The sequence below is a fragment of the Nostoc sp. genome (assembly GCF_036916735.1).
GTDB lineage: Bacteria > Cyanobacteriota > Cyanobacteriia > Cyanobacteriales > Nostocaceae > Nostoc.
Map to the genome: position 1 here is coordinate 89,460 of NZ_JBALFV010000070.1, position 23,795 is coordinate 113,254.

The following is a 23,795-nucleotide window of genomic DNA, read 5'->3' on the forward strand; positions in this document are numbered from 1 at the left end:
GGAGCCACTGCGGTCTTCTCCCAAGGGGAGACGCCAAGGGCGATGGGGTTTCCCCAAGTGGAGCAAGTGGCGTGGGAACCCCCACAAGGTGCTGGTTCATTAATCGCGTCTGTACAAGAGTTAGGATTTGCATTAATTCATAACTCATAACTCATAACTCATAACTCTTCAGGGCTGGGGTCAAGCATGAATCTTAAGCAAATTGCGAAGGACACAGCCAAAACTCTCCAAAGTTATCTGACTTATCAGGCTTTAAGGACAGTATTGGCACAGCTAGGCGAAACTAATCCTCCATTAGAACTTTGGCTACATAATTTTTCGTCTGGCAAAATTCAGAATGGTGAATCATACATTGAGCAACTGTTACGAGAAAAACCAGATTTGGCTTTGCGAATCATGACTGTCAGGGAACATATTGCGGAAGAAATTGCAGAATTTTTACCGGAAATGGTTCGCACTGGCATTCAGCAAGCCAACATGGAACAGCGTCGCCAGCATTTAGAACGCATCACACAAATAGATACATCTAACCCCAGTCTGCAACCAGAACAGCAAGCAACTTCAGATCCGAATTTGGATAACTTATCTAATTAGTTCGATCAACTTAGTAGTCAAAAATCACAACTCATTATCAAAAGCTATGCAAACTTTACCAAAAGAGCGTCGTTACGAAACCCTTTCTTATCTGCCACCTCTGTCTGATGCTCAAATTTCCAAGCAAATCCAGTACATTTTGAATCAAGGTTACATTCCAGCGATCGAGTTTAACGAAACTTCTGAGCCAACAGAATTATATTGGACAATGTGGAAGCTGCCTTTGTTCGGTGCTAGATCAACTCAAGAGGTACTGAGCGAAGTTCAAGGATGCCGTTCTCAATTCAACAACAGCTATATTCGTGTTGTGGGTTTTGACAACATCAAGCAGTGCCAAGTTCTCAGCTTTCTTGTTCACAAACCCAACAGAGCTAGCAGATACTAAACTGGCAAAGCTCTAAGTAATTAGTTTATCCCCATAGGAGAGGTAGAATTATCTGCCTCTCCTATTTCCTAGCTTTTTTGAAACGCAGAAAAACGCAAAGGAAAATACAAAGCAACACAGAGAATAACTCAGCGGCCCTTTGCGTAAACCTCTGCTATTTTAAAATATAATAAATGGAATTACAGTATCTACCGGAAGTAAGAATTTGCTTTGTTGGTGACTCTTTTGTTAATGGTACTGGCGATCAAGAATATCTTGGTTGGACAGGGAGAGTATGTACAAATGCTAATAAAAAAGGTTATGACATTACTTACTATAATTTAGGAATTAGGCGTGATACAAGTACTGATATAGCAAAGCGTTGGTTACAGGAAGTATCACTGCGATTAGCCAAAGAATATGATAGTAGAATTGTGTTTTCTTTTGGATTGAATGACACAACATTAGAAAATAGTAAAACTCGTGTGGATTTGGCAGATTCTATCAAAAATGCCTGTGAAATTTTAAGTAAAGCTCAAAATTTATTTCCTGTTTTGATGGTTGGGCCTGCACCATACGCAGAACAAGAAGATCCTCAAAAGAAGCAGAGAACTATCGATTTATCCGACCAATATGCTTTGATTTGTAAAAAACTCAATGTACCTTATTTAAACGTTTTTCCAATATTAGAAAAATCAAATATCTGGATTAATGAAGCAAGAGCTAATGATGGTGTTCATCCTAAAGCAGGCGGTTATGCAGAATTTGCTCAAATGGTAGAAAATTGGGACGCTTGGTTAAATTGGTTTCCTGTGACTTAATCAAACATTAAAAGTTAGGATAGTGGTAGCACCTGATTTTATATCCAAAGGTGATAACTATGCAGCAAATTACTCTAGCTGAAGCATCTCAAAATTTACCCAACTTAATTGAAGCAGCACTCAGTGGTGAGGAAATTATTATTATCAAAGATAATCAACCCTTGGTGAAGTTAACTCCTGTGTCGCCACTTAAACGCCGTCCTAAGTATGGTAGTGCCAAAGGACTTGTGACAATATCTGATGACTTTGGTGAACCACTAGAGGATTTTAAGGAATATATGGAATGAGGCAACTACTGGACACTCATACTTTTATTTGGTTTGTGATGGGTGATCCAAGAATCAGTGTTACTTTGCGATCGCAAATTGAAAAGAATGAAAATCTACTGAGCATTGCTAGTGTTTGGAAAATGGCAATCAAGCACAGCATTGGTAAACTCAACTTTGATTTGGCTTTTGACGAGTTTATTGAACAGCAAATAATTAGAAATGGTATTGAATTACTACTAATCACCATAAATCATATTACTGTTGTTGCTACACTATCTTTACATCACTGTGACCCATTTGACCGAATTTTAATTGCACAAGCACTCGTAGAAAATATACTTTTACTAAGTGCTGAGAAAATTTTTGATGCATATCCAATAAAACGTGTGTGGTAGCGTTGCTTTTCTACCAAAAGATAAATAAACAATCATCACCAAAAAAACTTAACATTACTTTAAGCACTGCTAGGGAAAAATAATTTTATGAGTTACTATATCGCTCCCCGCTTTCTGGACAAACTGGCTGTCCATATCACCAAAAACTTTCTAAAAATTCCTGGTGTGCGAGTTCCCGTGATTTTAGGTATTCACGGACGCAAAGGAGAAGGCAAAACATTTCAATGTCAATTAGTCTTCGAGAAAATGGGTATCGAAGTGACTAACATCTCTGGCGGCGAGTTGGAAAGTCCAGATGCGGGAGATCCAGCGCGGTTAATTCGGCTGCGCTATCGGGAAACAGCAGAACTGATCAAAGTACGCGGTAAAATGTGTGTACTGATGATTAACGATTTAGATGCGGGTGCTGGACGTTTTGATGAAGGCACTCAATATACTGTAAATACGCAGTTGGTGAATGCTACACTGATGAATATTGCTGATAATCCCACAGATGTGCAGTTGCCTGGAAGCTATGATTCCACGCCTTTACATCGTGTACCAATTATTGTCACAGGTAATGATTTTTCCACCCTCTATGCACCGTTAATTCGGGATGGACGGATGGAGAAGTTTTACTGGGAACCAAACCGAGACGATAAGGTGGGAATTGTCAAGGGTATTTTTGAATCAGATGGACTATCGCAGAGGGAAGTTGAACAGCTAGTTGATACTTTTGTCAATCAGTCAATTGACTTTTTTAGCGCTTTGCGATCGCGCATTTATGACGAACAAATCCGCAATTACATCCATCAAGTAGGTTTTGAGCAGGTATCCTTGAATGTAGTTAACAGCGTTAAAGGGCCACCAGAATTTAAAAAGCCAGATTTTAGCCTGTCTCACTTAATCGAATCTGGTAACTTTCTCGTTGGTGAACAAAAACGGGTGGAAAATTCCCATTTGGTTGATGATTACAACCGACTCAATCGAGGTAGAAATTCTCAATCTGCACCACCTGCTGCTGTAACACCAATTAATCAGCCGTCAAGCAATGGTGCAACTCTAGAAGTAAAAACTAATGGATTCCAGACACAGCAAGCATCAAGTACCCATTTGAGCTTGGATACACAAGCTCAAATTAGGCAATTATTAGCTCAAGGTTACAAAATTACTATTGAACACGTAGATGAACGCCGCTTCCGTACAGGTGCTTGGCAAACTTGTATTCATAGCCATATCGATGCCGAGTCTGATGCAATCTCAAACTTAGAAGCAACTTTGGCAGAATATAGCGGTGAGTACGTGCGCTTGGTAGGTATTGATCCACAGGCCAAGCGGCGAGTAGTGGAGACGATTATTCAGCGTCCGAATGGGAAAAATTAATCATTAGTCATCAGTCATTAGGTAAAAGAAAGTGGGTGAAAAAATTAATGACTATGGACTATAGCCATTTTTAACAATTATCAGTTATCAGTTAGCAGTTAAAAAATGTAACTCAATTGAGAGTCAGAGTCCCCCACTTCTAACCAGTTATCAAATATCCGCATTATCAGTTAAAAAATGCAACTCAACTGATAGCATGATAACTGTTCATTGTTTACTGATAACTGATTTAAATCTGCGAGAGAGTTACCGTGATAGCTGATAACTGTTGACTGTTCACTGATTTAATTCGATCAGGTATAAGTATGGAAATAGAAATCTACATATTCAACTGAATTCAATATTATCTGTTGCCTCAATCAAAGCACTACGAATTCCTGCTTCACTTATCGAATGTCCAGCATCAGGAACCACTATAAATTCGGCTTCTGGCCAAGCCCGATGCAATTCCCAAGCTGATATCATTGGACAGACTACATCATAGCGTCCCTGAACAATTACGGCCGGAATATGGCGGATACGGTCTACATTTATAAGTAATTGATCTTCTGTTTCAAAAAATCCCTTATTCATAAAGTAATGGCATTCAATTCGAGCGAAAGCTGAAGCAAATTCACTCTCGCCAAACTTTTGCATAAGTTCTGGATCTAAAAAAAGTCTACTGGTACTACCTTCCCAAATTGACCAAGCACGCGCTGCTGTTAATTGAATTTCTAAATCTGGACTGGTCAAGCGTTTGTAATATGCTGCGATCAGATCATCACGTTCATCTGTGGGAATAGGTTTAAGATATTCTTCCCAAGCATCAGGAAAAATATAGCTAGCACCCTCTTGATAAAACCATCGCAACTCTTTTTGCCTCAGCATGAAGATCCCACGCAGAATTAATCCCGCGCAGCGAGAGGGATGGGTTTGACTGTAGGCTAATGATAAAGTGCTACCCCAACTCCCACCGAAGACCACCCACTTTTCTATACCTAAATGTTGACGCAGTTTTTCGATATCACTGACTAAATCCCAGGTGGTGTTTTCTCGTAATTCGGCATGGGGAGTACTTTGACCACAACCGCGCTGGTCAAACATGACTAACCGCCATTTTTCTGGGTGGAAATATTGCCGATAGAAAGCTGGACATCCACCACCAGGGCCCCCATGCAGCAAAACGATGGGTTGACCTTGCGGGTTCCCTGACTCTTCAAAATGAATGGTATGAAGGTCAGAAACCTGTAAGCTACCTTCTAAGTAAGGCTTGATCGCTGGGTAAAGTTCTCGCATTTTGGGTATCTTATCAGTAATGTTGTCATAGCGATCGCTTGTCAAATCAAATAAACCCGATACCTATGATACAACCCTCTAATGGCCTTCCACCTAGAGGGCGATCGCCTCAGCTGATAATTATCACAGCATTGAAAACTCAGGCAAATAGCACAGGAAACTCAAAGTGCAATGCTTACCTTAGCAACATCTGTCAAATCGCACCAGCCGAGTTTATCTTTGTCAGGAATAAAAGTTGCGTTTATTAATGCTACACAGCAATTAAATCGATTGGAAGAAATTAAGCAGCAAGATTACCCAATGGAAGTCCCTAATCCGATTTTTCACGTTCTTCTATATGATGGAAGAAGTGGGCAGAAAACAGCAAAAAATGGCAGCCACGCTAATTAAATAACTGAACACTTAACAGTTATAACTGATAACTGTTGGCTAACTCACCCGCCTAGACCCGCCAAGAACTGAAGTTCCTGGCGGGACATGACTTTTACGTTTAGAAGGTGAAAGTTGTTCTCAGCGTACCAATAATAGCATCATCGTTATTGCTGTTTTGACCAGGCGAGGTCAACCAGATCACACCAGGGGTAATTGAGATGTTATCTGACACGCGATATTTATAAAAGCCTTCAAAGTGATAAGGTATATCATTACCAGTAAAACCTGGTCGGTTAAAAGAATAGGGTTCTGCACCAGCAAAAAGACCCAATACGTTACCCTTTTTACCGAAGTCAGGTAAGGCTACCCCAAGACCGTAGCTCCAAGCTTCATAATCATCATTTGCACCGAAGCCTGTGACATCGTGGTAAGAAACGAAGCCACTAATTGACAGTTTGTCACTAGGTCTAAAGGCTGCTGACACACCGTATGAATTACTGGAAGATGCGTTTAGGGCACTTAGGGTGTTAGCTTGACCAGTACCTACAACGCGGTTAGTGCTACCCAAACCACCACCGAAATCAAATAAATTACCACCTCCAGCACCATGATATCCATGAACGTAGGTAGCTCCTATAGACAAGCTATCGCCAATACTAAAGTTCAACTGTCCAAGAGCTGCATAGTTACCCTCTAATAAACCTTGATTTACGCCAGGATTATTAGCATTTGACGCCAAGTAGCCTACAGTCAGTGAACTTGGTTTGAAAAAACTGCCACCCTTACCAAAGGGTAAAGTTAATGCTGCACCAGCACCACCACCAATGCGATAGATGGGACTTTCAGAAGCAAAGGTAGACAAAGCACCATTACCGCCATCATAGTCCTCAAAGTAAGGGTTGTTAGTGGCAACGTAATCGCTATGAATACCTCCGGTGCCTGCCAAGTAAACTTGGGCTGGGCCTATAGGTACGTAATACGCTAGCCAGTCTATAATGACACTGTTGTTAGTAGTGCTGCCGATTTGAAAACTTTGTGTGCCTTCAGCAGTATCAATAGGAAGACCAGCATTATCTACTTGATTAAAAGCTAGTGCATTCCCAGCTGCAAGACGGGTGTGTAAAAGGTCTTTACCCGTGAAGCTGGTTTGTAAGTCTAAACGTACCCTATCTTGGAAGACAGTATTATTAGCATTGCCAGTATTATCGCCAAATATATCAGTAGCGACAAAAATAGCTTCACCCACCAATTTTGTAGTAGTAGAAAATTGATGTGCTTCCAGTTCAGCAGTCCGTGCTTCTACAGCATCTACTCGGCCACGCAGAGTTGCTAGTTCTGCCGAAAATTCCTCTTGTAAACGTTGGAGGGTTACTAAATCCTGTTTTGTCACCAAGTCAGCAGTTGCTGTCGCAATCAGTTCATTAACTCGATCTAAACAAGCATTCAAACCTGCGGCAAATTCATAACGGGTTAGTGCTCGGTTGCCACGGTAAGTGCTATTGGGATATCCAGCAATACAACCGTAGCGCTCAACCAGAGATTGCAAAGCTTGAAATGCCCAGTCAGTCGGCTGTACATCAGAAAACTGAGAAACTGATGTGACTTGAGACAGTGAATTCTGGTTCTTGCCTTCACTGCTGTAGTGGTTAACTTCTTCTAAAACCTTATTATCATCAGTCTTTACCTGGGCAACCAATTGCTGATTTTGTGGTTGCCCTGTTTGGATAAATATTGAAGCACTAGAAGCTATTGGTGCTTCTATCTGAACAACTTTTGCTTTTATATCTTCAGAAGAGGCTGGTACTTTAGTAGCCATTGCCCTAGCAGAAACCAACACCATCACTCCCAAAACTACTGGGCTTATTACCAGAGTTTTCCACAATATATGAGACATTTTTTATTTTCCTTTCCCAAAAAAGGCCCGAAATGACTGGCTTAAAGAAAAAGATAACAAGCAGTTATTCTACTTATTGGAAATCTTATCAGATTTCAGTAACTTTATGATATGCCTCACAAATTTGTTACCAATAAAGAATCGTCAAGTCTTGCAGATGCCTTATTTGCCAAATTAATAGTTTATGCTTAAATTTTGCTCAAATTAGTGCCATTTATCGATTTTAGCTTCTTGTTTCTGACTGTGATTTGTGGTAAATCATTTTTATCTTTGTAAAAGTAACAGATTTCAACTATAGAACTCATATTTGATTGCGTGAAAAAACTCAGTACACCTTTATTCCTTCTTTCCAGCGATGCACTGAGTTTCGACTTTGCAAAAATCGAGTTTCGGCTATGCGGTAATCGAGTTTCGGCTACGCGGTAATCGAGCCAAGTCGAGATTCAACTGCCGCAAAGTCGAGATTTAATTACCGCTTGTCGAAATGTCCCAAGTATTGAGTCTCTACGAGTAATTCAAGAATCAAATCGGATTGCTATAGAGTTGGCCATATTTCTAGAGAACCGTGAAATTAGCTAATCACATCATCGATAATTCTGGAAACGTTTTGCTAGAAACAGTCGGGTTCAAACCCATAAAATACTCTTGATAAGTTCTCAGCAAATAATTGGAGTGACATTAGGTTCTTCATTCTGAGTAGACATTGAGGCTTTGACTACCTGCCTGTCGATAGCAGAGATTTTTTCCAGGATTTCCTCAGAGTCTTGCAACGTGACTTCCCCAAAGTAATCAAACTTGATTCCCAGGTCATCAAGATGATAAACACTACTTTTAATTTTCTTTTTCATGAGGCTACATATTTCCTGATTAAAGAGTTCACTAGCCAGAAGATTACGCATGTAGTTATTTCTAATATGGTTCTGGACAGCATCAACGTGTGCAGCCACAATCCCCTCTTGCTGTATCTAAATTCTGTAGATATAATCTTCAAATCTGAGACGAGTTGGAAAAAAAGGTGGTAATCCTAGCTGATTATCATATCCAGTGACTCCACAATCCATTCTCCAGTTTTTATTAGTAATAACAGGTCGAAAGTTGGTAAAAAAATATATTCCATCTAACTGAGAACCGTTATATAGGACTTATATTTGATTGCGTAAAAAAAACTCAGTACACCTTTATTCCTTCTTCCCAGCGATGCACTGAGTTTTGACTTTGCAAAAATCGAGTTTCAGCTACGCGGTAATCGAGTTTCGGCTACGCTCAACTGCCGCAAAGTCGAGATTCAACTACCGCTAGTCGTTGTGTCCCAAGTATTGAGCGATGCACTGAGCGCAGTCGTTGTGTCCCAAGTATTGAGTCTCTACGAGTAATTCACCGAATCAAATCGGATTGCTATATTCTCCCTTTTTAGGAGGAAATAAAGAAACTTTGTCTAGTTAATCTTGATTATAATAATCATTATTATAACAAAACGTTATTAAAAATAATTCGGAAGACACATACTTAACCCCTAGCCCTAAGTTACATTTAATCTATTGTTAACCTTCAACTTGATCTAGCTATTGGCTAATTTGGTAAATGACTAAAAATAGCAGTAATCGTGAAAAATTAAATATTTTTGCTAAAATATCTCCTAATTTAATCTCTACATCACAAAGCAACGAAGTTAATCACAGTACAACTAAAGCGATCGCACAGCCTTCAGGTGCCTTGCAAATAGTTCATGTAACTACCGGGCGCGTGCGACTCCGTACCACTGACAGTAGTCTTAACTCGATCCTAAACAACATAGCCCAAGATTTACGCTCCATAGAAGGAGTGAGGGAAGTTGCCGTGAATGAACAAACGGGTAGTTTGGTGGTTAATTTTGATGAAGATAAGCTCTCATTACCGCAAATTTTGGCGCTAAAATCCGATATTGAGATCCAACAGCCGCAGGCTTCCTCTGATTCACCTAGCAAGACAGATCCCTTTGCAGCTTGGAAATCTCCTTCATTTTGGAAAGAGCAAGGTATTTCCTTAATTCCGATGATGACAGGTTTGGCGGTAACAGGAGGATTGGGAATTCATGGCTGGGTATCGATTCCAGTTTATATGATTGCGGCGGATGCAACCCGTGGTGTAATTGGTTATCTTGGCTCTCAAGTTCAGACATCAGAAAAAAACGAAGGTAATTACACCAGTTCTGCGATAAAAAGCGACATATCCGAATCTACTATCCAACAAGAAAATAGCGAGGTGGTAGAACCTGCAAAGATTGACTACAGCGTAGTTCATCAAATTCCCGGACGTATTCGGTTGAATCTGCCAAAAATTGCCCAAGATCGAGCCTATGGGCGGCGGCTTGAGAGAATAGTGAAAACCGATGCTCAAGTTACAAATGTGCGTGTAAATTTTGATGCGGCATCGATCGCGATCGCTTATCAGTCTGGTAATATTCCATTATCTTATTGGGTAAGTTTGATGGAATTAGCGTTGAAGATAAACCCACCAACACTAGGGATCACAACGGCTAACCAACCCCTACAAGAAATTAGTCAGACGACTGAAATTACAGACGCAACAACGGCAAATCATACTACTCCCGTTGCTCATACGGCTGAAGTTACAGACGCAACAACGGTAAATCATACTACTCCCGTTGCTCAGACTGCTGAAATTACAGACGCAACAAGGGTAAATCATACTACTCCAGAGTTATCTAGTCTATGGACTAAGCTAAAATCGCCTGCGATGTCTATCTCTTTAGGGTTTATGGCGAATTTCCCTTTATAAACGTAATATTGCGCCTTATTGCCCTGACTCTGAAAGTCGCTGGCTCACAAACTTAGCTTACCTACAACGATAAGTTAGCCAACGAGTCCAGAAGATCACAAATAACCAAACTTCTGATAGTTCTATCAATCTCGCACGATTGATGGCTCATTTGCTCTCTTTACCCCAGCAAAGAGCCTGATTTTCACCTAAATGTAACAATTTTGGATTAAAGAAAAGTAATGGCAAAAGTATCACTGCAACTACCATCACCTCCAAAATCTCAATTCACTGTGTTAAAAGGGAATGAAAAAATTTCTTTAATTGACACTAATGGACACTCTCAAGGAGAGTTACCCAACGTTACCTACAGCGTTGTCCATACAACTTTGGGAAGAGTACGGTTTCGCTTACCTCGCTTACGCTGTGATGCCGATTATGCCAGGCGTCTGGAAATGTTGTTAACAGCAGATGCGCTGGTGAAGAATGTCAGTGTCAAGCCTGCGGCAATGTCAGTTGCAGTTACTTATAAATCTGATAAAGTTTCTGATGGGAAGATGCGATCGCACCTTCACGATTTGATTCAGGCTGCTAGTCAAGTAGTCGTTCTCAAAAACTCTACATCATCGGAAACCGAAAAAGAGGCATCTTGGCCAGGTTTACAACTCTCCGCCGTTGCGACTACTTTAGCAGTGCTAGCGGGGCCTTTGGGATTACCGATCCCGCCGTTGATAGTGGCGCTTCCGATAGCTCTTGCTACCTTACCCGTTGTCCAACGAGCATGGGTCGATATTAGGGTAGAGCGAAAATTGAATATTGACTTTTTGGATTTGATGGCGATCGTTATTACTACATTCCAAGGTCAATTTCTCACACCATCGCTAATGCTGGGTTTAATTGAAGTGGGCGAAAATATCCGCGATCGCACGGCTCGTTCTTCTGCTCAACAAACTCTAGATTTACTTAGTTCTCTAGGACAATTCGTCTGGGTGGAACGCAATGGCGAAAAGCAACAAATTCCCATTCAAGATGTGCAGCGTGGCGATACAGTGATTATTTACCCTGGCGAACAAGTGCCGGTTGATGGTAGCATTTTGCGAGGTAAAGCCCTACTAGATGAGCAGAAACTAACTGGCGAGTCGATGCCAGTCTTGAAGAAAAAGGGACAACCAGTTTTTGCCTCAACGCTGGTACGGGAAGGACGAATTTATATTCTTACAGAACGGGTAGGCAATGATACCCGCGCTGGACAGAGCATTAAGTTAATGCAAGAAGCGCCTGTCCACGATACCCGGATGGAGAATTATGCTACGAAATTTGCTCAAAAAGCTGTTGTGCCAACTTTGCTACTTGGCGGGGCAGTATTTGCCGCAACCCGCAACCCCGCACGGGCAGCCAGTGTTTTAACTCTAGACTTTGCAACCGGTATTCGAGTATCAGTCCCCACAACAGTTTTAGCAGCATTAACTTATGCTGCACGGCGGGGGATTCTCATCCGTAGCGGACGGGCGTTAGAACAACTAGCAGAAGTTGATACCATAGTTTTTGATAAAACGGGGACACTGACTAAGGGAGAAGTCGATGTTGTCAGTGTGGAAAGTCTCAATCCAGCAACCTCAAGATTGCGGGTGTTGGAATTGGCAGCCGCCGCCGAACAACGTTTAACTCATCCAGTCGCAGAGGCAATTGTTCGCTATGCCCAAGCAGAGCAAGTGGCAATTTTGCCGCGTAGTAAGTGGGACTATCAACTAGGTTTAGGCGTGCAAGCTCTGATTGATGAAGAGACAGTTTATGTTGGGAGCGATCGCTTTTTGCGCTCCACTGGCGTTGACATGACAGCACTAAATGGTCAGCAAAAATCAGTAGATTCAGCGATTTATGTAGCTAGCAACGGTCAACTTCAAGGTATTATTAAATATAGTGACCTTCTCCGTCCCGAAAGTCGGGAAGTCATTACAGCACTTTCGACAGTCGAAGGTGTAGAAATTCACATGCTAACCGGCGATAATCAGCGAACTGCCACTGCTGTTGCTGCTGAACTTGGTATTTTACCAACGTATACTCACGCAGAAGCTTTTCCAGAACAAAAGGCAACAGTTGTCCGTCAACTGCACGAACAAGGTAAGACAGTTGCATTTGTAGGTGATGGGATCAACGATTCGCCAGCTTTAGCCTACGCTGATGTTTCCGTTTCCTTTGCCAACGGTTCCGAGATAGCTCGTGAGACAGCAGACTTAGTGTTGATGCAGAATGACTTGCATGGTTTATTGGAAGCGATCGCGATCGCTCGTCAAGCTAAACAATTGATTCGGCAAAACACAGGACTTGTTGCTGTTCCTAACTTAGCGGCAATGGTGATAGCCGTTCTCTTTGGTCTTAACCCCTTAGCTGCAACGGTAGTCAACAATGGCTCAACCGTAGTTGCCGGAGTTAACGGTTTGCGTCCAATTCTTAAAAATCGTCAACATAAACCTCTACCATCGGCAAGATGATACAACTATGCCGGTGAGAGTATCTTAAAAAGCTTTCCGAGGTTTCTTAATTAATAGGAGAAAATTGAGCATGGCACCTAAAATTAGTGATTTTGTTGAAGATGCAGGCGCTCCCGGTATTATAGTCGGAATTGGTGCAGTCCTCTTAGCACCTGTTTTATTGCCGATTGTCGCTGGAGTTGGTAAACCCTTAGTCAAGTCAGTCATCAAAGGCGGAATTGGTCTTTATGAAAGAAGCAAAGGAACCATTGCAGAAATGGGCGAAACCTGGGAAGACATGGTAGCCGAAGCTAGAGCGGAACTTGCTGAGGAAAAAGAAACCCCCATGTTTGAAGCTACTGCCACCCATGCGGATAATGTCGCCGATAATGGTGCATAATTTCATCTGCATATAGCAGTCCTAAATGATTTGTAAACTTCTCTCCTTCTTCTCTTAGCGCTCTTGGCGTCTTCTCTGCCAGACGCTACGCGAAGGCGGTAGCCTGTGGCAAGCCGTTACGCGTCTACGATAATTTTTACAACTCAAATAGGATTGCTATATTAGCAAGTGAAATTTTAACGAACCGCCAAGGACGCCAAGTATGCAAAGGAGAGAAGAAAGAAAAGGAAGAAATACTTAATTCAACTGTATTGCTTCATAGGGGACTTAATAATTCCAAAAATATCATAATTAGTAAAGTGCGTTACGATGTTCTACCTAACGCACCTTACAAAAATAGAATAATTTATTTTTTGAAAGTCCCTAGTGCAAGATATTAGATAAAAAGCCCACAACAAAGAATCCACACATAAGTTTATAAGGCAGTTGTATGTTGACAAATGGTTATAGCACTTACAATAAAATGCCGGAAATTATAGACAAACCTACTTTCAAAACACCACCAAAACCGATATCTACAAAAGTTGTAAGTTCGACTCCAAAAAGATTACGGTTGAGAGTGGCTCATTCCCATCGTCAACCAGAAAAGATGCAACGTATCGCCAATGCTTTGTCAGCAAATTCTCACGTTAATCAAGTTAAGACTAATGTCGATCATGGGAGTATTCTCATCAATCATGATGGCAAAGATGGCAGTCTAGAAGATGTGCTAGCAACACTTAAAGATTTAGGAATAGTTTTTGCCGATGTTACCGAGGGTAACACCGAGGCAGCAGCAGGAATATCATCTGCGCTTGTTGACTTAAACCAGCGCGTCAAACAGTCAACGCATGGTGCTTTTGATCTGCGGATTATTTTCCCTTTGGGATTAGCTAGTCTTTCGCTGCGGCAATTACTTAATAAAGGGTTGCAGTTAGAAATTATTCCTTGGTATGTTTTAGCATGGTATGCTTTTGATAGCTTTATTAAGTTGCACGGAAGTAGCCAAAAACAATCAGCAAACGAGTAAAGCAGTAAAAATCTTAATTAATCTGCCAAATTTTGATAGTTTTATCAGAACTAGCACTAGCAAGAAATTGACCATCGGGGCTAATCGCAATAGAGTTTACTGCCTCTGAATGTTCTGTAATAGTTTGCAGTAACTCTCCTGTCCGCAAATGCCAAATTTTGATGGTTTTGTCTGTGCTACCGCTAAAGAGAATTTCTCCATCAGGACTAACAGCTAAGGATTTTACCTCTTCTAAATGTCCAGTCAAGGTGTGTAGAACTTTACCTGTAGCTAAATGCCAAATTTTGATAGTTTTGTCTGTGCTACCGCTAAAGAGAATTTCTCCATCAGGACTAATGATTACTGATTTTACTCCACCTGAATGTCCGTTGAGGGTGCGTAATGGATCGCCCGTGCGTGGATTCCACAGCCTAATTTTGTTGTCAGAACTACCACTAGCGAGGATTGTACCATCAGGACTGAGAGCAGCAGCATGAACTGGCGATGAATGCCAAAGGGTACAAATGCGTTGGCATAGCCCGCCGTAGGCATCGCCTTTATGCAAATTCCAAATTTTGATTTTATTACTGCCACTAGCAAGAATTTGTCCATCAGGACTGATTGCGACGCAGTTAACCGGTTTTTGATGTCCTAACAGAGTGTGGATTAATTTGCCCGAATTGAGATTATACACTCTCACATTACTTTTGGGGTGTTGGCAACTACCAACAGCGAGATAATGTTCATCAGGACTAATCGCAACAGAAGAAATTTCGCCTAAATCTTCTGTGAGGGTGCGAATAAGTTTGCCGCTTTTAAGATTCCATACTTTGATGGTTTTATCTGCACATCCGGTAACTAAACTCTCAGAATCAGGACTAATGACGACAGATGTCACTTTTTGTGAATGTCCAGTTAGGGTGTGGCTGAGAACGATATGTTGTAGCGTAACTTGATGTTTGAGGTTGGCGAGGCAATTTAAAATTTCTTCAACATCAGCAAGACTCTGAGTATCACCCACCGTGAGAAAATATTCTTTTAACTTTTTGACATATTCCTCATCTTTAACGCTGATGGCTGATTGCATTGCCTGAAGCGGATTAGTACAATCCTGTAGTGATATTTGGCGTAGTTGTAACCATGTATTCACAGAATAATCAAGCTGTTCATTTGCCCAAGAGCGTAGTTTACCACCGTAGGCATCGCTTAAATGAAATAAACTCTGGGCTAATTGCAAAGCCAATTCTGGAATCCAGTAACAACGCTCATTTTCCAGAGCTTGGTAAACTTGCTTGTAACCTGAAGCGATAACCTGCATTGATTGTAAATCAAAAGTATCTGACAGCAAACTCGGCAGCAACTCTGGTAGTAGCGGAGGTATACCATGATTAACCAGGTGGTAAATATCCGCCACCCAACCTGCAACCAAACAGTGATAGGTAATCAAAACCTGACAGAGTTTTTCAAAGTCTTGACGGTTGATTTGATATTGTAAAGATAACTTACTAATATCAATTCCTTTTTCATTCCATTTTTCTACCTTTTCTAAAATTGCCAAATTAACCACATTTTCTTTTCCAATCTGATTAATTCCTTCTAACTCTTCTCCCAATGCCAGCAGTTCATCTCTAATTTTTTTCCATTCTGACGCCCGTCTTTTAGCAGACTCTTCCAGAATTTCTCGATAAGGTAAACGAGCAATTGTTTTATAATAATAATTACCTTGTCCCAAACCCCAGTAGGCAATCCGAAAATTTAAATAATCTCCATCATTTTCTGACTCTAAAATCAAAATAGGCTCTGTTTTCAATATTCCAAACAAAGCCTTAATACTTGATTCACTGTGAAAACGCTTACTATCCCAAGCTCCTGCCAATAATTCTGTTGGTCTAACTTGACTGTGTAAAGAGTAATGCTTGTTGAGAAAATCTCGTAATCCTTCAGCCAACATTAACTCAATTTGGGAAAAATCTGCATCTATTTTATCGTCAAATTGATCAAAATGTACTTGAGGAGGAGCAATAAAAATTTTTAGTGGAGTGCGTCCATAATTGGTGTAGTCTAAAATTTGTGAAGGGTATAATCTTAAAGGCCAGCTATCAATAATTTTATTAACTTCTGGCAACTTGAGCGCCGTTTCTCGCTCTTGAGCGGCTATTTTTAATTGCGTTTGGAGATTATCGGCTACTAATTGCTGTTGGAAAATTCTTTCATGTTCTAAGTCTTCAACATAAGTGCTTTTTTTATTTGAAGGATTTATAACTTTGAGTATTTCGGGAATTACTTCAATCGATTCATATTTACTCATAGCTAAATCTTGATTTCTTTTTTGTACTAGCTCTGCAACAACAGGTGCAAACTCTAGTACCAGTTGAATTAGTAAGCTTAACCCTTGCTGCATAAACACATACCTAGAAACTAAATAAAATAAATAAAAGGCTTGTATGAAATCAGGGTAATACTTCCATCCAGTAAATTCATACATACTCTTGAGCTTACTACTTGAGAATATAATAAATCAACGGTAATGCATTAAAGTACTTATATGTCAATAAGCCTGTGTAGTGAAATACCGCCAAAGTCAAATCTTGGATTTAACAGCTTAATTAAGTACGATGCTGAATCCACGAATATATTGCTAAGTGCCCTTTACTTTCTGCCTTTTTCAACGTTTCTGTTCTTCATTGTTCGATTATTAACGAAGTACAGTGTTAAAAAAACTTAATCAACCTGATAGCAGCGACAGCTATATTCACTATTGAGATAGATTTTTTAACTCAGAAAAATAGGTATGAATAAAGTAAAGTCAATGCAGGCGAATAAAAGTTCTCTTAAAATATCAATTAATAAATTTATAAGCCTGGTTGCGTTTTTTGTTTTGTGAAATTAAAAAATACTACTATGACTTCTATAAAACGGTCTAATTCTGACAAAACTCCTAGCCTTAATCTGAGTTTATCATCAAAAAAGACAGCTAAAAGCGTAGCTAAGAAAACAGCACCATCCCAAAATATATTCTATACCATTGTTCATACAATTCCTGGGCGGGTTCGTTTTCGTATTCCTCTGCTAGCCAGAGATACTGAGTATGCTAATCAACTCAAATTAGCGATAGAATCTGATCCTAGAGTTACAAATGTCCGTGTTAACCCAAAAGCTGCATCCATCGTCATAAATTATAAAGTAGGTGTGATTTCAGATAATCAAATGCGCGAGCGTTTAGTCTACCTGATTCAAACTGCCCAAGATGTGGTTGTGCCAAAAGAGGTAATGGCAAAATCAATTGTGCAGACTATCTTTGATCCTCTAATCAACCTAATTGATAGTACACGCAAGATTAACCAAGCACGTAATATTATTGTATATAGAAGGTTTAAAACAGACATTTGGGAACAGATACTTTCTACCTCAATAAGCATAATTAAGAGGCTAAAATCTGCCATCATGTTTATCTTACCTAACAAGCGATGGCGATTGCGATTGCGCGGCAATAACGGAATGAATTCCCAGCCTTTGAAACTGAAATCTGCCAGCGAACCTGAACTTGTGTAGTTACTAATACAGTAGCTATTAAAATGATTCCTGGTTAATAGTAAGTAGCCTAGAAATAACTGAGATTTTCGATAAGTCATGAAAATCTTTCTTCCTTAGTAGTTTATCGCATTAGTTATGAAGGGCGAAAAAGTTCGTAGTAATCCCTTTTTTATCACTTCTGAGAGGAAATAATCTGGAATAATTACAACATAAGACTTTTACCAAAAATATTGATTTCAGCCATTCTGCTAGAAAATAAACGCTCAAATACCCGTTCTATCTCCAGTTCAAAATTTGGCTTTTATTTTTATTTTTCCAGAGTGACAGAACAGGGATAAGGACTAAAGTCCTTACTACGAACTCATTAAAATTAATGCGATAGACTACTAGCCTTCAGTCAAAACATTTTATTATCAATAACAAATGGGTAATTCTCACTTTCATAAACTTCCTAATCAAAATCATTGGGTTCAAGCAATACATACTGCTGTTAAAGGAAGAGTTAGATATAAGGTAAATGGACTCTATCATTCAGAAGCTCTTAAAAAATATCTAGAATCGAGATTATTAGAGGAGGAAATAATCTTACAAGCTAGTGCTAATAGTTACACAGGGAATATTCTTGTTATTTTTCATCCAGATAAGAGTTTAAATACGATCGCTCTCCTCATTCAAGACATCCTCTTAGATTATCGGCAAAAAAGCAGTAAATCACCTGCTTCTGGCGCAGTCATTACAGAAAGTAACTTGGATTCCTTTGGCACTAAAGAAAATACTGCTGCCGTCGTGGGTAATAATCGATATGGATATGATTCAGCCGTACTGCCTCAAATATCTATGCAGCGACAATTAAACCAAACAGGTAGTCAACTTATTCCGGTATTGGGGGCTGTTGGCGTTCTTGTGTGCGGCACTGGACTGTTGTATGCATATAATCTTGACGAAGCCATTTTGCTCTTGATCCAGAGGTTGCATACACCCTTGCGCGATCGCATCATGCTTGGTATCACTTTTATGGGCGATCCATTAGTAATGCTGTTATCTTCTTTGGGGTTGGCGATTAGTCCGTTATTTTATAATCGTCGCCGAGAAGCAACTATTTTGGGCATCGCTGGAGTTGGTGCAACCTTGCTAAATTGTTTGATGAAACTATTATTTGGTAGAGCGCGTCCAGCACTGTGGAAACATATTATTAAAGTGGGTCAACACAGTTTTCCCAGTGGCCATGCAATGGTTTCAATAGTGATTTACGGTTTTATCGGCTATATTCTAGCAAAGCAGTTTCCTGAATGGCGCTTTTGGATTTATGACTTGACTATTGTCTTAATTGCTGCGATCGGTTTGAGTCGGCTTTATCTTGGTGTACATTGGCTAACTGATGTAACAGCTGGCTATGCCGCAGGTTTAGTGTGGTTGATTGCTTGTATTCTTAGCTTAGAATTGCAGCAAAAATATCGCTCACTGCAAGCAGGTTGATCTGTAGGCTCTTACCCGGTGATAATGGCGGATAAGTATGAGCAGCCAAACCAAAGAAACTCCGGTTTTCAAAACTCGAAATCAGAGGTTGTAAAAAGAGATTCATAAGTCTATAAGTGAGGAATAAAAGCTTATCAAAGTGATGTAAGTTTGTTATTTTCTTATGGCGATTTGGAAGGTTTTGGCAACAGGAGCTAGAACCAAATCAGGAAAAAATGTCAATGCTCCCAGAATTAAAATAGTGGCTGCGTCACGCTGGGAACACGCTGGTAAATAGTTGGGTATCTGTATTTAGAGTTGTGATTGAGGTGGGTACGAAAGCATGGGATAAAGCGATCGCTTTATGATAGATAAACTCACCTATTTAGGGATGTAGTCAGAGCAATTGAGTGCTTGTATAGTTAGAGCAGTGGTAGGATGTACTGCACATTTTAGAAAATAGTTATTGTTAAAAAATTGGCAGTTTTCACAGGGATATTGTTGTAAATGTTTGATACTTACTATTTCTTCTTTATCTTGTGACGCATTTTCTGGGGGGTTTTCTATTGCTTTGCAGACAGATGAAACGAGAAAAACGACAATTCCCCAAACAATCATGAAGGAAATGTGAGCCAAAAACACTGCTACAAAAGGAATATCACCTTCATGTGGTTTTGTGTCATGTCTAATAATATGTGCAATTAAAAGTTGTTGGTGCATCTGAGTCATCTAAATTAACAGATTGGCTGGCTATTGGTCGAGCTTATAGTAAGCAACTGTTGAGGGAATAGTAAACAGAATAAATTTTATTGAGAGTGACTTTGAGAGCCGGAACCATCATGAGATGGGTTGCTATTGCTAAAATATAGTCTTCAGCAAAAACACTAGGATTATCTGTTGCTGAAATGACTTGAGTTTCTCTCAAAACTCATAGAAAAACCCATTGGTCGGGTAATTTAATTTTAGTTAAATGAATACCCTAATAAACGCTATTGGCTTGGATTAAAACATCAAGCAGGCTTGATTCTAAAATTTTTTTACTTTTTAATACACAACATTTTTTAATTATAATAACATTGTGCAATATTTCGCAGAAAAAATAAACTTTTTTAGATATGTTTTGCATGTTTATATAATTTACTAAGAAGATAAGATATGTATTTATTCATTAGTTAAATAAGCATATATTTAGATATATAGATTTGATATACCCCTATTTAATCATTCATTAAAATCTCTCTGCTTCTGCGGTTAGTTATAAAAAAATATTTTTCAAAAATCAGATAGGATTGCTATATAGCCCTAATTAATCATTCATAAATAATAAAAATCCCGACTTATTTTATAAACCGGGAATCTAAAGCTTTCAATTTTCAGTAATCATTAACAATTGATTCTGAACAGGAGGCGTAGCAATAATCAGCAACATCCCTTTTTCGCTACTTTCTATGCCTTTATGCCTTGATCTGATCCAGAGCTAAATTCAGCTTCAACACATTAACTCCAGGTTCACCAAAGATGCCAAGAAAGCGACCATCGGTATTTTGAGCAATCAAAGTTTCCAGTTGATTCGGTTGAATTCCTCGCGTCTTAGCTATTCGCGCAATTTGCGCGATCGCAGCTTCGGGAGTAATGTGAGGGTCAAGGCTAGAACCAGAGGTGTAAACTAAATCGCCAGTCAGCTGCACACCTGCTTTTTTCAGACGAGTGAAGTCACCTTCAACCTTTTTGCTGGGGTCTGGATCATCTTTCCCTTTGATGCGTTCCATTAATGCAGGATTACTGGGAGCCAAGTTACTAGCACCAGAAACTCCGGTTTTCAAAACTCCCGCATCATCTTTTTTGGGATCGGCTGTGCTGTAGCTGGTGGTACTGGGACGGCTGTTAAAATAGCGATCGCTACTAAAAGGTTGACCAATCAAAGCAGAACCGACAACTTCACCTGTGCTATTTTTCAGTAGACTACCGTTTGCTTGAAACGGAAACACAATCTGCCCAATGGCAATCATCGCAAAAGGATAAATAATCGCTGCAATAACCCAGAGTACCAGGGTAGAACGAACAGCTCTACCGGCTTCGCGTGCAAAACTCATTAGAATTTCTCCGGTACAAACATGACAAAAAATAAATAGATAGAAAGCCCTAGCGTTACCATTCCTAACAATCCCAATCCCCAAGATTGGCTGCGGGAAAGTTGTTCACCAGTAGCTGCATAGACTACAGGTGCAACCACTAGGTTGAAACACATCGCCAAGAATAAATACAGTGGCAGCTTTTGTCTACGCCATTGACACCAGATTTCAGTTATTTCTTCTAATACTTGGGATGCGGGAATAGTGCGTCGGATCTGAACAGGTTTCATAGTAAATTAAGACAAAGGTAAGATAATATCTATCAGTTTGATGGCAATGAAGGGAGCAACGATACCGCCAAGACCATAGATGAAGATGTTACGACGTAGCAGTTGATCTGCTGTTAAAGGTAAAAACTTCACCCCTTTGAGTGCTAGCGGAATTAATGCCGGAATAATCAAAGCATTGTAAATTAGCGCCGAGACGATCGCAGATTGGGCACTCTTTAATCCCATAATATTAAGTGCGCCAATTCCAGCTGCGGCAAAGATTGTGGGAATGATTGCAAAATACTTGGCAATATCGTTAGCGATGGAGAATGTTGTCAATGCTCCACGAGTAATTAGCAACTGTTTACCTATGGTTACTAAGTCGATCAACTTCGTGGGGTCTGAGTCCAAGTCAACCATGTTAGCAGCTTCTTTGGCAGCTTGCGTCCCAGAATTCATCGCCACACCCACGTTTGCTTGAGCCAAGGCAGGTGCATCGTTCGTACCATCCCCGGTCATTGCCACCAGTTTACCCTGAGACTGTTCCGAGCGAATCACCTCAATTTTGTCTTCTGGAGTCGCTTCGGCAATGAAATCATCCACCCCAGCTTCCTCGGCAATCACTGAAGCGGTAATTCGGTTGTCACCTGTGAGCATAATAGTCTTAACACCCATGCGGCGGAGTTGGTCAAATCGTTCCCGCAAACCAGGTTTGACAATATCTTTGAGGTAGATGACACCATAAATTTTGTCATTTTGGCAAACAGCTAAGGGCGTACCGCCTAATCGGGAAACTCGCTCATAAGCTGCGTCTACATCATCAGGAACATAGCCACCACGGGAACGGACAAATCCCTTAATCGCCTCTACCGCTCCTTTGCGAATTTGTTTGCCATCAGGTAGATTTGTCCCACTCATCCGGGTTTTCGCGGAAAATTCTACACCTTCGGCTTTATCAATATTAAAGTCTACCCCAGCCTGGGACTTTTCTGCTAAAAGTACAATTGACTTGCCCTCTGGCGTATCATCAAACAAGCTAGCAGCGAGGGAGACTTGCGCCACATCTTTGATTGAGTGATTATTTAGAGGAATAAACTCGTCAGCCATCCGGTTACCCAAGGTAATAGTACCTGTCTTATCCAGCACCAAGGTGTTGATGTCGCCGCAGGCTTCTACTGCTCGACCAGAGGTAGCAATGACGTTAAACTGAGCAACCCTATCCATCCCTGCAATACCGATCGCACTGAGCAAACCACCGATAGTTGTAGGAATTAAAGCTACCAGCAGCGAGATTAGAATAGCAACGCTAGCACCCGCCCGTAAACTGTTTCCCGCCTCAGCCCCAAAGGCGGTACTGATAAAACTGGCGATGTAGCCCACGAAGGGAGGCATAGTTGCCACTACAATCAGGAATACTTGGGTTAAAACTGCCAACAATACCGTCAAAGCGATCTCGTTGGGAGTCTTGCTGCGTTCTGCTCCTTCTACCAGAGAAATCATGCGATCAATAAAGCCTTGGCCAGGATCAGCGCTAATCCGAATTGTCAACTCGTCGGAAAGTAGGCGTGTACCTCCTGTCACCGAACTAGCAATATCTGTACCTGGTTGCTTCAGTACAGGGGCAGATTCTCCAGTAATTGCCGACTCATCTACTGAGCCAATGCCTTTAATTACATCCCCATCTGCGGGAATCATATTATTTGCAATCACTTTTACCAAATCCCCCCGTCGCAGTTCCGTAGAATTGACTTGTTGTATAGAACCATCGGGGAAGATTTTGTTAGCGATCGTATCCGATCGCGTTGATCGCAGTGAATCAGCCTGTGCTTTCCCGCGTCCTTCAGCTACAGCTTCGGCAAAGTTGGCAAAAACGAGTGTAAAAAAGAGAATAAAAGTAATTAACCCATTTAACAAGCGTTGTTGATTGAAATCCGCCTGAATTGTACCAAACAGATTTGGGTTAAGGGTAACAAGAAAGGTGACAATTGTCCCCACCCAAACAACAAACATAACGGGGTTTTTGACAGTAATTCGCGGATCGAGCTTGACAAATGACTCACGAATTGCTATTTGGTAAAGTCCCCGCATATCTGTCTTGGGGGTGTGCTTGCGCGAGTCACGAGTTCCAGATGGAATACGGGGCGAAGGAGAATCAGTAGTAGTGGGCATACATTAATTTTTGAGCATGAGTCTTTGAGGTGGATGAACGAGTATCAAAGGTGGATTAACAATACTTCTCGGTTAGCGCAACTATTCGTTGCAGATCCCCCCAACCCCCCGATAAATTGGGGGGCTTCTAACCCTCTTTTACCCCCTTAAAAAGGGGGTCGCCGTAGGCGGGGGGATCTGAATTTAGGACGACTCAACTCTTATCTGAGAAGTATTCAGTGGATGAACGAGTATTAAAGGTGGATGAACGAGTATTAAAGGTGGATGAACGAGTATTAAAGGTGGATGAACGAGTATTAAAGGTGGATGAACGAGTATTAAAGGTGGATGAACG

The 23,795-nt window shown here is 40.7% G+C and carries 21 protein-coding genes and 1 pseudogene; 13 read left to right on the plus strand and 9 right to left on the minus strand.

Annotated features, from left to right (window positions below):
- Positions 1 to 186: 186 nt before the first annotated feature.
- The 6 genes from rcbX to V7L20_RS17370 all read left to right on the plus strand — a co-directional run bounded on the left by rcbX (position 187) and on the right by V7L20_RS17370 (position 3,805).
- Positions 187 to 594, plus strand: coding sequence for a RuBisCO chaperone RbcX (gene rcbX, locus V7L20_RS17345; RefSeq protein WP_334715181.1), 408 nt, complete (start codon positions 187 to 189; stop codon positions 592 to 594).
- Between the two features lie 46 nt (positions 595 to 640).
- Complete coding sequence (locus V7L20_RS17350) at positions 641 to 979, plus strand: ribulose bisphosphate carboxylase small subunit (protein WP_334745277.1); 339 nt, start codon at positions 641 to 643, stop codon at positions 977 to 979.
- Positions 980 to 1,152: 173 nt separating this feature from the next.
- Positions 1,153 to 1,779 (plus strand): GDSL-type esterase/lipase family protein, encoded by a 627-nt coding sequence (locus V7L20_RS17355; RefSeq protein WP_334745278.1) that lies wholly within the window; start codon positions 1,153 to 1,155, stop codon positions 1,777 to 1,779.
- Positions 1,780 to 1,838: 59 nt separating this feature from the next.
- Positions 1,839 to 2,066, plus strand: coding sequence for a type II toxin-antitoxin system Phd/YefM family antitoxin (locus tag V7L20_RS17360; RefSeq protein ID WP_334745279.1), 228 nt, complete (start codon positions 1,839 to 1,841; stop codon positions 2,064 to 2,066).
- Positions 2,063 to 2,443 carry a type II toxin-antitoxin system VapC family toxin gene (locus V7L20_RS17365; RefSeq protein ID WP_334745280.1) on the plus strand — a complete coding sequence of 127 codons (381 nt, stop codon included), beginning with the start codon at positions 2,063 to 2,065 and terminating at the stop codon, positions 2,441 to 2,443. Before V7L20_RS17360 ends, V7L20_RS17365 begins: the two co-directional genes overlap by 4 nt.
- An 87-nt stretch (positions 2,444 to 2,530) precedes the next feature.
- Complete coding sequence (locus tag V7L20_RS17370; RefSeq protein WP_334745281.1) at positions 2,531 to 3,805, plus strand: ribulose bisphosphate carboxylase small subunit; 1,275 nt, start codon at positions 2,531 to 2,533, stop codon at positions 3,803 to 3,805.
- Between the two features lie 327 nt (positions 3,806 to 4,132).
- Here the strand turns inward: V7L20_RS17370 and pip are convergent, their stop codons facing one another.
- Positions 4,133 to 5,080, minus strand: coding sequence for a prolyl aminopeptidase (pip, locus tag V7L20_RS17375; RefSeq protein WP_334745302.1), 948 nt, complete (start codon positions 5,078 to 5,080; stop codon positions 4,133 to 4,135).
- A gap of 171 nt (positions 5,081 to 5,251) precedes the next feature.
- Here pip and V7L20_RS17380 point away from each other — a divergent pair, with 171 nt between their 5' ends.
- Positions 5,252 to 5,470: a hypothetical protein gene (locus tag V7L20_RS17380; protein ID WP_334745282.1), complete on the plus strand. Its 219-nt coding sequence runs from the start codon at positions 5,252 to 5,254 to the stop codon at positions 5,468 to 5,470.
- Positions 5,471 to 5,570: 100 nt separating this feature from the next.
- Here the strand turns inward: V7L20_RS17380 and V7L20_RS17385 are convergent, their stop codons facing one another.
- Together V7L20_RS17385 and V7L20_RS17390 are read right to left on the minus strand one after the other, a co-directional pair.
- Positions 5,571 to 7,346, minus strand: a complete 1,776-nt coding sequence (locus tag V7L20_RS17385) for an iron uptake porin (protein WP_334745283.1) — start codon at positions 7,344 to 7,346, stop codon at positions 5,571 to 5,573.
- 656 nt (positions 7,347 to 8,002) lie between these two features.
- Positions 8,003 to 8,194: a hypothetical protein gene (locus tag V7L20_RS17390; protein WP_334745284.1), complete on the minus strand. Its 192-nt coding sequence runs from the start codon at positions 8,192 to 8,194 to the stop codon at positions 8,003 to 8,005.
- Positions 8,195 to 8,927: 733 nt separating this feature from the next.
- Here V7L20_RS17390 and V7L20_RS17395 point away from each other — a divergent pair.
- The 4 genes from V7L20_RS17395 to V7L20_RS17410 all read left to right on the plus strand — a co-directional run bounded on the left by V7L20_RS17395 (position 8,928) and on the right by V7L20_RS17410 (position 13,983).
- The gene (locus V7L20_RS17395; protein ID WP_334745285.1) at positions 8,928 to 10,124 is read left to right on the plus strand and encodes an HMA2 domain-containing protein; all 1,197 of its coding nucleotides are present in this window, start codon (positions 8,928 to 8,930) and stop codon (positions 10,122 to 10,124) included.
- Between the two features lie 221 nt (positions 10,125 to 10,345).
- Positions 10,346 to 12,595: a heavy metal translocating P-type ATPase gene (locus V7L20_RS17400; protein ID WP_334745286.1), complete on the plus strand. Its 2,250-nt coding sequence runs from the start codon at positions 10,346 to 10,348 to the stop codon at positions 12,593 to 12,595.
- Between the two features lie 70 nt (positions 12,596 to 12,665).
- Positions 12,666 to 12,974, plus strand: a complete 309-nt coding sequence (locus tag V7L20_RS17405) for a DUF5132 domain-containing protein (RefSeq protein ID WP_334745287.1) — start codon at positions 12,666 to 12,668, stop codon at positions 12,972 to 12,974.
- 430 nt (positions 12,975 to 13,404) lie between these two features.
- A complete protein-coding gene (locus V7L20_RS17410; protein ID WP_334745288.1) occupies positions 13,405 to 13,983 on the plus strand; it encodes an HMA2 domain-containing protein in 579 nt (192 codons plus the stop codon).
- Positions 13,984 to 13,996: 13 nt separating this feature from the next.
- Here V7L20_RS17410 and V7L20_RS17415 read toward each other — a convergent pair whose 3' ends face one another.
- A complete protein-coding gene (locus tag V7L20_RS17415; RefSeq protein ID WP_334745289.1) occupies positions 13,997 to 16,363 on the minus strand; it encodes a WD40 repeat domain-containing protein in 2,367 nt (788 codons plus the stop codon).
- 500 nt (positions 16,364 to 16,863) lie between these two features.
- Between V7L20_RS17415 and V7L20_RS17420 the strand changes: the two genes are divergently transcribed.
- Entirely contained in the window at positions 16,864 to 17,514 is a 651-nt protein-coding gene (locus V7L20_RS17420; RefSeq protein ID WP_334745290.1) for an HMA2 domain-containing protein, read from the plus strand.
- A gap of 405 nt (positions 17,515 to 17,919) precedes the next feature.
- A complete protein-coding gene (locus V7L20_RS17425; RefSeq protein WP_334745291.1) occupies positions 17,920 to 18,972 on the plus strand; it encodes a phosphatase PAP2 family protein in 1,053 nt (350 codons plus the stop codon).
- 153 nt (positions 18,973 to 19,125) lie between these two features.
- Here the strand turns inward: V7L20_RS17425 and V7L20_RS32700 are convergent.
- The 5 genes and pseudogenes from V7L20_RS32700 to kdpB form a co-directional block, all read right to left on the minus strand.
- A pseudogene (locus V7L20_RS32700) lies at positions 19,126 to 19,288 on the minus strand (potassium-transporting ATPase subunit KdpA); the annotation flags it as partial.
- A 44-nt stretch (positions 19,289 to 19,332) separates the two neighbouring features.
- Positions 19,333 to 19,671: a hypothetical protein gene (locus tag V7L20_RS17430; RefSeq protein ID WP_334745292.1), complete on the minus strand. Its 339-nt coding sequence runs from the start codon at positions 19,669 to 19,671 to the stop codon at positions 19,333 to 19,335.
- Between the two features lie 734 nt (positions 19,672 to 20,405).
- The gene (kdpC, locus tag V7L20_RS17435) at positions 20,406 to 21,044 is read right to left on the minus strand and encodes a K(+)-transporting ATPase subunit C (RefSeq protein WP_334745293.1); all 639 of its coding nucleotides are present in this window, start codon (positions 21,042 to 21,044) and stop codon (positions 20,406 to 20,408) included.
- Complete coding sequence (locus tag V7L20_RS17440; protein WP_334745294.1) at positions 21,044 to 21,313, minus strand: potassium-transporting ATPase subunit F; 270 nt, start codon at positions 21,311 to 21,313, stop codon at positions 21,044 to 21,046. Before V7L20_RS17440 ends, kdpC begins: the two co-directional genes overlap by 1 nt.
- 6 nt (positions 21,314 to 21,319) lie before the next feature.
- Positions 21,320 to 23,461 carry a potassium-transporting ATPase subunit KdpB gene (kdpB, locus tag V7L20_RS17445; RefSeq protein ID WP_334745295.1) on the minus strand — a complete coding sequence of 714 codons (2,142 nt, stop codon included), beginning with the start codon at positions 23,459 to 23,461 and terminating at the stop codon, positions 21,320 to 21,322.
- Between the last annotated feature and the right edge of the window lie 334 nt (positions 23,462 to 23,795).